Origin of the sequence: Antarcticibacterium arcticum (assembly GCF_007993795.1) — a bacterium.
Classification (GTDB): domain Bacteria; phylum Bacteroidota; class Bacteroidia; order Flavobacteriales; family Flavobacteriaceae; genus Gillisia; species Gillisia arctica.
Map to the genome: position 1 here is coordinate 1,098,940 of NZ_CP042476.1, position 14,068 is coordinate 1,113,007.

Annotated in this window: 8 protein-coding genes; 3 read left to right on the top strand and 5 right to left on the bottom strand. The window is 38.2% G+C overall.

Annotated features, from left to right (window positions below; translation table 11 throughout):
• The first annotated feature begins 8 nt into the window (after nt 1–8).
• Both FK178_RS04860 and FK178_RS04865 read left to right on the top strand, forming a co-directional pair.
• Entirely contained in the window at nt 9–1,196 is a 1,188-nt protein-coding gene (locus FK178_RS04860) for an acetate/propionate family kinase (RefSeq protein ID WP_146831548.1), read from the top strand.
• A gap of 333 nt (nt 1,197–1,529) precedes the next feature.
• The gene (locus FK178_RS04865) at nt 1,530–4,076 is read left to right on the top strand and encodes an adenosylcobalamin-dependent ribonucleoside-diphosphate reductase (RefSeq protein ID WP_146831550.1); all 2,547 of its coding nucleotides are present in this window, start codon (nt 1,530–1,532) and stop codon (nt 4,074–4,076) included.
• Nucleotides 4,077–4,264: 188 nt separating this feature from the next.
• On the opposite strand, the gene FK178_RS04870 is transcribed toward FK178_RS04865, so the two are convergent.
• Together FK178_RS04870 and FK178_RS04875 are read right to left on the bottom strand one after the other, a co-directional pair.
• A complete protein-coding gene (locus FK178_RS04870; RefSeq protein WP_146831552.1) occupies nt 4,265–5,458 on the bottom strand; it encodes a hypothetical protein in 1,194 nt (397 codons plus the stop codon).
• A 134-nt stretch (nt 5,459–5,592) separates the two neighbouring features.
• Nucleotides 5,593–6,024 carry a hypothetical protein gene (locus FK178_RS04875; protein ID WP_146831554.1) on the bottom strand — a complete coding sequence of 144 codons (432 nt, stop codon included), beginning with the start codon at nt 6,022–6,024 and terminating at the stop codon, nt 5,593–5,595.
• Nucleotides 6,025–6,132: 108 nt separating this feature from the next.
• Between FK178_RS04875 and FK178_RS04880 the strand changes: the two genes are divergently transcribed.
• Entirely contained in the window at nt 6,133–7,392 is a 1,260-nt protein-coding gene (locus FK178_RS04880; protein WP_146831556.1) for a carboxypeptidase-like regulatory domain-containing protein, read from the top strand.
• Between the two features lie 71 nt (nt 7,393–7,463).
• Here the strand turns inward: FK178_RS04880 and malQ are convergent, their stop codons facing one another.
• From malQ to FK178_RS04895, 3 genes are read right to left on the bottom strand one after another with little or no spacing between them, the layout of a single operon-like run.
• Entirely contained in the window at nt 7,464–8,960 is a 1,497-nt protein-coding gene (gene malQ, locus FK178_RS04885) for a 4-alpha-glucanotransferase (RefSeq protein WP_240793895.1), read from the bottom strand.
• Complete coding sequence (gene treY / locus FK178_RS15605; RefSeq protein ID WP_146831560.1) at nt 8,951–11,629, bottom strand: malto-oligosyltrehalose synthase; 2,679 nt, start codon at nt 11,627–11,629, stop codon at nt 8,951–8,953. Before treY ends, malQ begins: the two co-directional genes overlap by 10 nt.
• Nucleotides 11,630–14,062 (bottom strand): DUF3536 domain-containing protein, encoded by a 2,433-nt coding sequence (locus FK178_RS04895; RefSeq protein WP_146831562.1) that lies wholly within the window; start codon nt 14,060–14,062, stop codon nt 11,630–11,632.
• Nucleotides 14,063–14,068 lie beyond the last annotated feature (6 nt).

Consider the following 14,068-nt stretch of genomic DNA (forward strand, 5'->3'; position numbering starts at 1 on the left):
AAGATTACATGAAAAATATATTGGTAATAAATTCAGGAAGTTCTTCATTAAAATTTCAGCTTATAAAAATGCCCGATGAAACGGTCCTTGCCTCCGGGCTCGTAGAGCGAATTGGCCAGGAAAGGGGAAAGTTGAGCTATAAATCAGAAAAGTTTTCTGTTTCTGAAGAAACTGAAGTGCCCAATCATACGGCAGGTTTAAAAGCAGTGACCAAATTGTTAATGGATCCTGAAAATGGGGTGATCAAAGATGCTTCAGAAATTAGTGCAATAGGCCACCGGGTAGTTCACGGGGGAGATAAGTTTTCAGAAACCATCGTAATAGATGCAAAAGTAAAGGCCACTATAAAAGAATTGTTTTCACTTGCGCCTTTGCACAATCCTCCAAACCTCACCGGAATCGAGGTGGCCGAAGAAATTTTTCCGGGAGCACCCCAGGTAGGGGTTTTTGATACCGCTTTTCATCGCAGTATTCCTTCCCGTGCCAACCGCTATGCAATTCCCAATTCATTTTATGAGGACCAAAAGATCCAGGTTTACGGGTTTCATGGTACAAGTCATAAATATGTGAGTGAAAAAGCTATAGAATATTTAGGGAAAGAAAATTCCAAAATAATAAGTGTGCATCTTGGGAATGGTTGTAGTATAACTGCTGTACAAAACGGAAAAAGCATTGACCATTCCCTTGGATTTGGCCCTGTTAACGGACTCATTATGGGAACCCGCAGCGGGGATATAGACCAGTCGGTAATTTTCTATCTTATCAATCAACTTGGTTATACAGCTCAGGAAGTTAGTGATTTGCTACATCATAAAAGCGGAATGCTGGGACTTACGGGCTACAGCGATCTACGCGATATTGAGGCCGAGGCCGAAAACGGCAACCGCATTTGCCAGCTTGCCCTGGAGATGAATGCGTACCGTATCAAAAAATACATTGGAGGATACGCTGCAGCAATGAATGGTTTGGATGCTGTGATCTTTACAGCAGGTATTGGTGAGAATAGCGATGTGATACGGGCACTTGTTTGTAAGGAAATGGATTTTCTGGGTATTGAATTGAATGAAGCTGAGAATGGAAAAAGATCTAAAGATTTCAGGGATATAAGCAGCGGCAAATATGGAGTTAAGATTTTGGTAATCCCAACCAATGAAGAACTCGAGATCGCAAAACAAACTTATGATCTAATCTCATAAACATTCTTCCAATTAGAATTAAGATCCTACAAAAGCTACCAAAATAAAAGCACCTGAAAATCTTGAAAATTTACCTTTAATCCGGGAAATTTTCAGGGTTTTTTTATTTTTCATCAAGCCATCTCACCCATCTACAGGGGTTTAAAAACATAGGAGTGTTTTATTTTTTTGTCAACATTCGTTTGTTCATAAATTCATAAATATTTGATAATCAAGTATTTAATTAAAATTACTTGTAAACAATTTTCACGTTAACATATCTATAACAGTTTATTTTTTTCTACATTTATGCTTTCCAATGGAAAAGTCTACTAACCAAATTACATTGTCACCATGAAAATTGAAGCACCCACAGCCCCTGCCAAAACCTACTCCCAGGATGAAGCATTTAAGGCCTCTCTAACCTATTTTAAGGGAGATGAATTAGCTGCCCGCGTTTGGATCAACAAATACGCGCTAAAAGATTCTGATGGGAATCTTTATGAAAGTTCGCCACTTGAAATGCATCAAAGGATTGCCAGGGAAATTGCCCGAATAGAAAAGAATTATCCCAATCCTATGACCGAGAATGAGGTTTTTGAATTGCTGGATAACTTTAAATATATAGTTCCTCAGGGTAGTCCTATGGCTGGAATTGGTAATAAATACCAAATTGCTTCATTATCTAACTGTTTTGTAATTGGTAACAGCGGGATGAATGATTCTTATGGAAGTATCATGAAGATTGACCAGGAACAGGTTCAGCTTATGAAGCGGCGAGGTGGTGTAGGCCATGACCTTTCTCATATAAGGCCTAAAGGGTCGCCCGTAAAAAACTCGGCGCTTACCTCCACCGGACTTGTACCCTTTATGGAAAGGTATTCCAATTCTACCAGGGAAGTAGCACAGGATGGTCGTCGTGGGGCTTTAATGCTGTCTGTTTCCATTAACCATCCGGACGCCGAAGATTTTATTGACGCCAAAATGGAACAGGGAAAAGTTACCGGTGCCAATGTATCTGTACGAATAGATGATGAATTTATGCAGGCTGTAAAACACAGTTCCTCATATGTACAAAAATTTCCAATTCATAGCGATAATCCTAAATATACCAAGGAAATAGAAGCCGGAAAAATATGGGACAAAATTGTTCATAATGCATGGAAATCTGCAGAACCCGGGATCCTTTTCTGGGATACCATAGTAAGGGAATCTGTGCCAGATTCTTACGCAGATCTTGGATATGAAACTGTTTCAACCAACCCTTGCGGGGAGATCCCGCTTTGCCCCTACGATTCGTGCAGATTGCTGGCAATTAATTTATTCTCCTATGTTGAGGAGCCATTTACCAAAAAAGCGAGTTTTAATTTTGAGCTATTTAAAAAGCACGTGGCCGCTGCACAAAGAATAATGGATGATATTATAGATCTTGAACTTGAAAAGATTGATGATATCCTTGGAAAGATAAATGCCGATCCTGAAAATGAAACTATAAAAGCTGTGGAAAAGAACCTATGGCTTGAAATAAGGAAAAAAGCAAATGAAGGCAGAAGAACGGGAATAGGTATCACTGCAGAGGGTGATATGCTTGCAGCCCTGGGTATTGCTTACGGCAGTGAAAAGGGCATCGAATTTTCTGTAGAAGTACATAAAACTCTTGCTATTGAAGCATACCGCGCATCTGTATATGCCGCCAAAGAAAGAGGTGCGTTTAGCGTGTATGATTCTGAAAAAGAAAAAAACAATCCTTTTATCCAACGATTAAAGGAAGCCGATGAAAAATTATACTTTGATATGACAGAGTATGGCCGGAGGAATATCGCCCTGCTTACGATCGCGCCAACGGGAACTACCAGTTTAATGACGCAAACAACATCTGGCATCGAACCTGTATTTTTACCGGTTTATAAAAGAAGAAGAAAAGTTAATCCCAATGATAAGGAAGCCCGCGTAGATTTTGTTGACGAAACAGGGGATTCCTGGGAAGAATATGTTGTATTTCATCACAGATTTAAGCAATGGATGGAAGTTAACGGCTTTGAAATAAATAAGAATTACAGTCAAAAGGAATTGGATACACTTGTAAAAAAATCGCCTTATTATAAGGCCACTTCCAATGACATAGACTGGATGAGCAAGGTTACTATGCAGGGTGCCGTGCAAAAATGGGTAGATCACTCCATTAGCGTAACTGTGAACCTTCCAAATGAAGCCACAGAGGAACTTGTGGGCCAGCTTTATCTTAAAGCCTGGGAAGTAGGATGTAAAGGAGTTACCGTTTATCGTGACGGTTCAAGATCTGGGGTGCTTATCTCAAACGAAGAAAAGAAAGAAGAAGCAACATCTTCTGTTTTTCCAACCAAGCGCCCGCAAATTCTCGAAGCAGATGTAGTAAGATTTCAAAACAATAAAGAGAAATGGATCGCATTTATTGGCCTTATAGATGGCAGACCTTATGAGATCTTTACCGGTCTGGCTGATGATGATGACGGGATCCTTATTCCAAGATGGGTAAATGAGGGACTTATTATAAAGAATAAAGACGAGGAAGGAAATTCCCGCTATGATTTCCAATATGAAAATCAACGAGGATATAAAACCACCATTGAAGGATTATCACATAAATTTGATCCTGAATTCTGGAATTATGCCAAACTTATCTCCACTACCCTAAGATATGGTATGCCCATTGAAAAGGCTGTAGACTTAACAAACAGTCTTCAGCTGGACAATGAATCTATAAACACCTGGAAAAATGGCGTTGCCCGCGCTTTAAAAAGATATGTTGCGGATGGTACTGAGGCCAAAGGCCAAAAATGTTCAAATTGCGGCTCCAAGAATCTTATTTACCAGGAAGGATGCCTTACATGTCCCGATTGCGGCTCATCAAAATGCGGATAAATTGGAATTGAGATATGAGTATTGAGTATTGAGATTTTTAATTATAATAATTAAAAAAGGGAGCGAGGTTAAAAACTCGCTCCCTTTTAAGTTTCAATAGTTTTTTAAGCTTTTAAATATCTTTATTTCTTCTCAAACTTAATCACTATTTTTTCTCATAACTACATTCGCCCTACTCTTAAATTAATCTATTCGACAATATACATTTCATTACTTGCCTTGATATAATCCTGCGGATTGAACGTAGATTCAAAACTGTTTTTTACCAGGTCCAGTTTTAGGTCAAGTTGTGCTACCCTGTCTTTAAGGTTCTCATCGTTCCTGTATTTACTAATAAGGGTCTTATATTTTGAAAGATTTTCCATTATGCGAAAAGTAACCGTTCCAAACCTGATCTTTAAATTTTGTACCGTCACCATCTGGTTGTAATATTCCTGTTTCCAGTTTTCGGGGTTTCTGTTCTTTTCTTCTGCGATCTTATTCTCCGCGATCTTAGAAATATTTAAAATATACTGGGTTCTTTTTTTCGCATCGGTCTCATCTGTAAAATTTTTCTGAAATTCAGCTCGGTCTACTCCCAAAATTTCAACAATGTTTTTTTCCATTGCCTTATGTTGAAGCTCTTTTAACTCATCAAGACTTTTTGTAATAGCTTTCCATTCTGTCTCAATAAGATCCTTATCATGGGTAAACTGTGATACAGTTGTGGTGAGTTTGAACATTTTGAGGCTTTTTTCCCTTAGGTCCCTGTCTCGTTTTCCCAGAGAATTAATAAAAGAACCTATTCCATCAAATAAACTTCCCGCAAACATCCCTGTGAAAGGGGTTCCTTCAGCTAAATTACCGGTAACATTAAGTATATGGCTCAATGCGGCAAGCCTGGCTTCATCCTTTTTATTGGATTCTATATATTTTTCAAATTCCTTAAACCAAGCAGCATAGCCCCCATAGGTCATAGGATTACTTACCCTGTCCAGCGTAGTATAAAATTCCCGGGAACTATTGAAAAGATTAAGAGGCTTAATTTCCCGCTCCATGGAAGCCAGATTAAGCACGGCCGAGCTGTAGTTGTATTTATATACCGAAACTACATTCTTATCAAGTTCAGATTGTTTTTCCTCAAGGATCTGGACGCGTTGTACTAATTTTTCAACTTTTTCAGCAGAAGAGCTGGTATTTTTTAAACTTTCATCCAGGCTGCTTATTTTAGAATCGATCTCCTTGATTCTGAAATCAAGATTTTCCCTTTGAATAAGGCGTTCCCTATTTAGTTCTGTTAAAACCAGGTCTGTAACCGACCGGTTTTCATCAGTTATTTGCCCTATAGAAATAAAGGGAAGAAATGCACAAATAATTAAAATTATAAAATTCGATTTTTTCATCTACCGTTGATTTTAAACTGCTAGTTAATAACGCCGTAGAGGCTATCATATTTTATGCCGTAATATTAGCTAAATATATTGGAATTTAATTTTCCTGCAAGTTTCTTAAAAATTCCGGTGATTTTTACTTAGGATCATTGACGGTGCCATTTTCTTGTAAACCACCAAACGGCAGCCTGCAGGAAAAATGTCAAAAGGAATAGAACAGCAAAATTCTGTAAGGTTTTTAAAAGAGCGAATAACAATGGATCTTTTATTAGGCTTCCTGTCTCATAAAGCTTTGCAATTTCCAAAAGGAAAAAACCAAAAACAACCGCTGATACCAGGAGAAAAACATTAGTAAATTTAAAAAAGAAATTTCCCTTACTGGACCATTTATAAAATATGGCCATACTTACCAAAACCACCCAGGTAAGCCAGATACTTAGCAAGTATTCTGATAATTTTTGATCTGCTATCAAAATTGTTTCTCCATTTAATAATACACATAACATCCAATAAGCAGATAAAATTGGATATAAGGTTACCAAAACAGTCAGGCACAAAAGAATTATTTTTCTACTCATACACTTACCTGTAAAATGCTTTTCATTCAAATTTTTCCCAATAAATATGTTAATAAAGACCTAAATATTTAGTATCTTAGAAAGAAAAACATTTTTATCTCCCAAGTTATGAAAACTATCAAAAAATTTATTTTATCTCCCCCATTAATTTTGTTTTTGGGAATTCTTACCATGCTTCCCTTCCATAGGATTAACGCTCAGGAATTTGTAGAGTATAAAGGTATAGTTGTAGAAAGTGGAAACGGAAACCCAATAGCCGCTGCATTTCTCTCGGTTAACGGAACAAACATTTCTACGGTAACCAATAGTGAGGGGGAGTTCTCCCTGAAAATTCCCGTAAATATCTCTTCAGCCACAGTCTCTATCTCGAATCTTGGATTTCAAAGCAAAACTTATCCTCTTAGTTTTTTTAATTCCAACAATACCAGGATTGAATTGAATGAGACTTTAGAGGAACTATCTGAAGTTAATATTTTCACGGCTACAGATGCTAAAACCCTTGTGAGGAATATGTTTGCCAAAGCAGGTGATAATTATTTGAATGAGCCTGTGCTAATGAATTCATTTTACAGAGAGTCTATCAAAAAAGGCCGTCGAAATGTTTCGCTTACAGAGGCGGTACTTAAAATTTATAAGAGACCTTATACTGCCACCGGGCGCGATGAAATATCCATTACCAAGGCCCGTAAAAGCGTAGATTATGAAAGGTTGGACACCATGGCCCTAAAATTAAGAGGAGGCCCTTTTAACACCCTTTACAGCGATATTATTAAATATCCCGAATATCTTTTTAATGTAGAGCAAATGGATGAGTACACCTTTAATTTTGGTTCTCCCGCCCGAATAAATAACAGGTATTTATATGTTGTAAATTTTGAAATGGTAGATAAACGATTGCCCTGGTATTATGGGGAATTATATATTGATGCGCAAACAAATGCCCTCGTAAAGGCCAATTACCATCTCAATGTAGATAACCGTACAGTTGCAAGTAATATGTTTGTAAGGAAAAAACCCGGCGGGGTAAAAGTTTATCCTGTGAGAGTTGAATATCAGGTAGATTACCGCGAAACTGGCGGAAAATGGTATTACGGCTACGGCAGTGCAGAACTGGAATTTGTGGTTAACTGGAAAAGAAAATTATTCAATTCCCGCTATACCGTAAACAGTGAAATGGCGGTGACGGACTGGCAGGTAAATCCGGGAGACCGGGTGCGAAGGGATGATAGCTTTATTAGTCCCGCTGTTATTATGACGGATGATGTTTCAGGGTTTTCTGATGAGCAGTTTTGGGGTTCCAATAATATTATAGAACCAGAAAAATCAATTCAGAATGCTATAGAAAAAATCCAGAAGAGTATTCAATAGTTAAATGTTGAAATAAGTGGGGATCCGGGAAGAGTTTATTTTTGGATCTCCACTTTTTTTTTTCAAAATTGTCACCCTCTTCCAAACAATTCATTAAGAACCTTTAATTCTACCACTTTTTGAATGGAAAGTTGATCATAGGTTAATCTCCAGGTCCAGTTTCCCTTGGTGCTTCCTGGAATATTCATCACTGCTTCACTTCCCAATCCAAGTATATCCTGCATAGGGATAATAGCCAGCTTTGAGACTGAGGCCAGGGCCATTCTGTGAAGTTGTGTATTTACATTTTTAGAAGTAATATTTTTTCCGGTATACTCCTTTAAATGTCTCTTAGTTCGGGAATCGGCCCCTTCATACCATCCCAATACGGTATTATTATCATGAGTACCGGTATAAACAATGCTGTGGGGAATATGGTTAAAAGGCAAATAGGGATTTTTTGCTTTATCATCTCCAAATGCAAATAAAAGAACATTCATTCCCGGAAAATTAAAATCGGCAATAAGGTCATAGACTCCCTGATCCAGAGAACCAAGATCTTCTGCTATAAAAGGCATATGTGGAATTTCCTTTTGGAGCGTCTTAAAAAAATCATGTCCGGGCGCTTTTACCCATTTTCCGTTTTGTGCCGTCTTATCTCCCGCAGGGACTTCCCAGTATGCAGAAAATCCCCTAAAATGATCCAGTCTTACTACATCAAATAACAATAGATTTTGCTTTATTCTTTGAATCCACCAATCAAACCTGTTTGCTTTAAGCTCTTTCCAATTATATACGGGGGTTCCCCATAATTGACCGGTCTCACTAAAATAATCAGGTGGCACGCCCGATATTTTTGATGGGAATTTAGATTTATTCAGCTTGAAATATCTGGAATTTGTCCAGCAATCTGCGCTATCGTGATTTACATATATAGGAATATCCCCAATAATTTGTATCTGATTCTGTTGCGCATAAGACCTCAATGGTAACCATTGTGAAAAAAACAGGAATTGGTTAAATTTTACCCTCTCAATAGCAGATTTAAATTCCTTTCTCCCTTGTTTTAAACCTTCAGCAGTTCTATCCCTATAGGGAACGGGCCAGGTAAACCAGGGGGTATTATATGTATCGTGCAATACTTTAAATAAACTGTAATCCTCCAGCCAATCTCTATGTGTTTTAACGAAAGTTTTAAACTTTTGAAGGTTAATTTTATTTCTTTTAAAGTTATGGTAAGCCGCTTCTAAAATTTCTTCTTTAAACAGGCTCACCTGCTTAAAGTTGACCTTATCCTGCTGGGAAACCTCTGGTATATTAAAATCCTGAAGGTTTATAAAACCTTCTTTCTCCAGAAACTCAGGACTTATAAGAAGCGTATTTCCAGCAAAAGCGGAATAACTGCTATAAGGAGAATGGCTATAGGCATCATCTGTTGGATTTAATGGTAATACCTGCCAGTATTTAATTGCAGATGCCTCCAGGAAATCTATAAACTCATAGGCCTCAGGTCCCATGTCACCAATTCCAAAGGGAGAAGGCAAAGAAGTAACATGTAATAAGATCCCACTACTCCTTTTTAAGTCCATGTTTGTTTTCGGTTTTTTAAGAGGGCCACAGGAAATTCTGAAATAAAGTCCTGAACCGGGATTAAGCCCTCTTCTGTAATTGAGGATTTCCCCGAGAATATGTAATCCCATTCCAGGGGAGCATTTTCAGGTAAACTAATAAAAACATCTGAAAGATAACCATTCCGGGGTTTCAAAGTTTCGGGGTCAAAAATTCCTGTTACAAAAACCGGTACTACTATTAACCTCCATTCCTCTCCTAAAACCCGGGCATAGCTAATAAAATTTTTACTGCCTTTCCCTTTTAGAGTTAATGGAACATATTCCCCTTTTTGGTAAATATCCTTTTCTCTCCTACGGGTTATAAGGGATTTGGAAAGTACGTACATTTTTATTTTCCCGTTGATGTAATTCAATTTAAGACTGTGGATCTTTTTAGACAGATTGGATTTGCTGAAGGTCCTGAAATCTGCCACATAATTTGTTCGTAAAGCGTAATCTACTGCACGGCGGTTATCCGGGTCAACGTAACTGAAATCCCAAAGTTCCGTTCCCTGGTAAATATCAGGTATTCCCGGTGCTGTTATTTTAATAAGGCATTGTCCAATGGATTTTATGGCGCCAAAACCTGCGACTTTGCTCCAAAATGGATCAAAGGATTTACGGAAATTTTCATTCTCAAGAAGGTCTTTTATAAATTCAAAAACCTTGTTTTCATATACCTCATCTGGTGTTGCCCAGTTGGAATGTATTTTGGCTTCCCGCAATACTTTTTGGAGATAGGCACCGGTTCTTTCCAGAAATTCATCATCATTTTCCTTAAACGGCAGATTACCCAGGAGGCTTTGATATATAAAATATTCTTCGTTCTTATCGGGAATGTTTTGATCTTTTCTAAAGGTTTGTGCAATCGCTCTCCATTCGCCCACAATTTTAAACCATTCTCCCGGAATTTCACTTAAAACATCAAGGCGCATGCGGGCATCCTCTCCCCTTTTGGTGTCGTGGGTAGCAGTGGCATTTAGAGAAAGGGAATTTTCCTTGCTGCGTTGTAACATTTTCTGGTGAAACCCTTTTACCGATAATCCAAAATTGCCCGGGGAGTCTCCAACTTCATTATGAGCTATAAGACGATTGTAAATGTAAAAAGAAGTATCTTCTACCCCTTTCGCGGCCAAAGGCCCACTGAATTGCTGGCAGCGCTGAAGAAAATGCAACATTTTGGATTTATCTTTTTGAGCTTCCCCCATATACAATTCATTTAGATATTTGAGTTCTTTCTCCAATCCAGGAAATTCTGCCGTTGCTTTTAAGTATGCTGCAGCAATAATTTGAATTTGTTTAGGTTTTAAAGGGAACTTTCTGGGGTACACCCTATATACAGGAAAAGCTCCCAAAAAAGCAGCGAGGGCATCTTTCCATAAATTTTCTTCAGGAAATACTTCCGGCAGGAGTTCATTTGATTTTAGCAATAACCACAAATTATGAAGCTCCCCACCCATTCTCTCCTTGAGTATGAATAATTTTTTCTGATAAATAAGGGATTCATAATTCGGGATTTTTGGAGAAATTTTTTCATACTCAAATGTGAATTCTTCCTGTCCCTTTGTTTGAGTGAATAAATGATTTGCCTGAGCAAGAAACTCATACCCACTCGTTCCATGCACCGGCCATTGCCGTGGTAATTTTTCCTCAAATTCAAGGATCTTTTCAACGATGATATAAAAATTTTCACCCAGCGTTTCCCTAAGTCTTTGCAAATAGCTCTCGGGGTCAAAAAGACCATCAATATGGTCTATTCTTAGTCCGTGAATATAGCCTTCATCGCAAAGCTCTTTTATAAAGGTGTGATAATTATTAAATACCTCAGCTTCTTCCATACGAAGGCATATTAAGCCATTGATTGTAAAGAATCGCCTGTAATTAATTTCGGTTTCGGTTTTTTGCCAGTGGATAAGAACAAAATATTGGAGGCGCAGAATCTCCTTTAGACTCTTTTTCGAATTATTGATCGAATTTATTTCGGCCCCAAGGCGTTTCTCTAATTCGTCATTTTTAAAAACATTTTCCAGAAAGGACTGCTTAATTTCATTCCATTGTTCACAATTTTCAGAAAATGAAATAAATCTGTTAAGCCAATAACTTTCTCCCCCCTCCCTGAGAAGAGTTATATAGGTATCTATATTAACAGGATATTGAGCGTCAAAATACTCAATAAAAATCCCTTTTTCGTTAAATACTAATTTTAGCTCTTCCTGGTCCAGTGCCTCCTCCAGGGAGCTTCCCAAAAAAGGAGTAAACACCTTATTAAGATCTTTAAAACCCCAGTCTATGTCAAAATAATTATAAAACCTGGATTGGGGCCCTAATTCAAAAATATCTTTTATCCACGGATTATTAGGGTGAAATGCCATATGATTGGGTACAATGTCCTGTATCCAGGTCATTTCTTTTTTCTTCATGCGATCCCCAATAGCTTTAAATTCCTCTAATGTTCCAATTTCAGGATTAATAGTAAAGGGATCAAGAATATCATACCCGTGCATACTACCTTTACTGGCCTTAAAAAAGGGTGCTGAATAAATTGTGGAAATGCCAAGATCATCCAGGTAATCCAATATTCTATCCAGATCCTTAAATGTAAATTGAGGAGACAGCTGTAGCCGGTATGTGGTATCTGGTTGAATCATTTATCTTACCATATTTAATTTGTCTGACAGATAATTGAATGAATCTATCCAGTTGTTAGCCTCCTTATCTCCATTCTTACTTTTTTCCAGATACCTGGCATAAACAGCATCTTTGATCTCAAATGCAATATTTTGAGCCTCCCATTCATTGGGTTTCAAGGGACTTTGTTTAATTAATTCTATTAATTTATTAATCTCCACCACTCTTTTTATATCTGAAGGATCTTCCCTGAATTTTCGCATTAATTGGTTCAATTTATTATCTGTCATAAAACTTAGGGTAACAACATCCAGAGAGACATTGATTTCGGTAGCGGAATTTACCAACGAAGTGAACCTGTCTATATCAAAATCTTCTCTTTCCAGTTCTTTGATGAGTTTATTATTAACTGCCATATCCACAGGCATTTTTAGACGGTTTGGCACGGCCATATTGATCTCCTGAAAAGTTTGCAGGAGGGGGTAACTGTTTTCATAGATCTGTAGCATAGTGTTTTCAACATTTTTAAGGGTATTATCCATAACAAGTTCCATGATCTTGCGCTGTTCATCTCTAAACAAATGCCAGAAAGAATAATTATGATGCCCAAAACTTGCATCAAGGGTATTGAAGATCTCATAAATGTTCCCTTTTTTAAAGAATTTGGAAAGTCTCTCATGCATTTCATCGAAAGCTTCCGGCCCCATATATTCCCGTACTCCCCCAAATAGATGGTGGTCTCCCATATGTAGAACGGCATAGGAAATATCTACAGTTTCCCATGTTATATCAGATCTGAATTCTGTGCGTCCTATTACAACTTTTTGTTTTCCTGCTTCATAAAAATGCTTGGTCTTAACACTGGCTGAAAAGTTATAAAGGCTCACTTCTTCCGGGAATTCCTCGAACAGGGAAGACACCGCATAGTGTGCCCCTATACGTATCATATCAAGGGCCATTGGTTTTACAAATTTATTATAAGCGGTAAGCGCTGTTCCATATTCCGGAATATTGCTGGGAATATTTTCCAGTTTTTTAGTGAATTCATCTTCATAGCTCACCCCACTTATTTCCTCTGCCAGTTGAATAGCTCTTTTGGCATAAAAGATATCCTGCATAGATTCAATACCCGTAACCTCATCAAAAAACCACCCGCAACTGGTATACATTAACATAGCATGATACTGCATTTCCAGTAATTTTAAAAGCTTCACCTTATCATCGTGGGTTAGATCACTTTTAAAATTTTCCCTGAGAAAATTTTCAACATTTTGTTCACTGCGATCCAGGATCACTTTAATATACTTATCACGGGCCGCCCAGGGATGTTGGGTATAAGCCTGAATTTCTTTTTCATACAGCACAATAAGATCATCCCTGATCCAGTCAAATAAATCCCGTAAGGGTTTTCTCCAACTTTGATCCCAACCATCATTTCCTCCTGTATTGCAACCACAATTGCTTCGCCATCGTTCCACGCCATGATAACAACTCCAGGAGGTATTCTCAAGGATCTCTGCTTCATATTCAGGAGGGAATTTTTCAAGGAACTCCCCATAAACTGTGAGATTGGCATCTTCCCGCTGCTCGATGTAATTAAGGCAATATGAAAGTGCCATTTCGCCCAGATTATGGTGGTGCCCATAACTCTCTCCATCTGTAGCGATATGTACGAGTTGTACCTGGTCCTCTTCTTTAAATTGCCCCTGGAGTTTATCGGCAAAGCGTACCCCGTCATTCAAAAGGCCTTCAAAAGCGACTGCCTGTGATGCAGGGCCATCATAAAAGAATAAATTTATTTTATTTCCTGAAGGAAGATTGCATACATAAGCCCGGGTAGTGTCAACCTGGGCATCTGTTGCATCCTCCCATTCTTCAGCCCCAATTTTTCTCACCTGCTTAGCCTGATAAGGAGAAAGTATAGTGAACTTAATCCCGTGCTTTGCCATCATTTCCAGGGTAGAAGTGTTTACCGCAGTCTCCCCAACCCACATACCTTCAGGTTCGCGCTGAAAACGGGACCTGAAATCTTCAATTCCCCAAATTACCTGAGTTTCCTGGTCTTTTTCATTTGACAAAGGCATTATTAAATGATTAAAAGCCTGGGCAATTGCAGACCCATGGCCAGAGAATCGCTCGCGACTCTCTTTATCGGCTTCAAGTATAGCGTTATAGGTTTCAGGGGTTTCCATTTCCATCCAGGCAAGGAGGGTTGGTCCCACGTTAAAGCTCATCCAGCCATAATTATTCATTATAGCTTCAATTTTTTGCTCGTGATTCCAAATACGGGACGAGGTATTTCTTATATAACATTCGGCATTGATACGGTGATTCCAGTCGTGATAAGGATAAGCAGAATCCTGGATCTCCACTTTGTTAAGCCAGGGATTCTCACGTGGAGGTTGGTAAAAATGGCCATGTATACAAACATATTTTTTGTTATCCTCTTTCATCTTCTA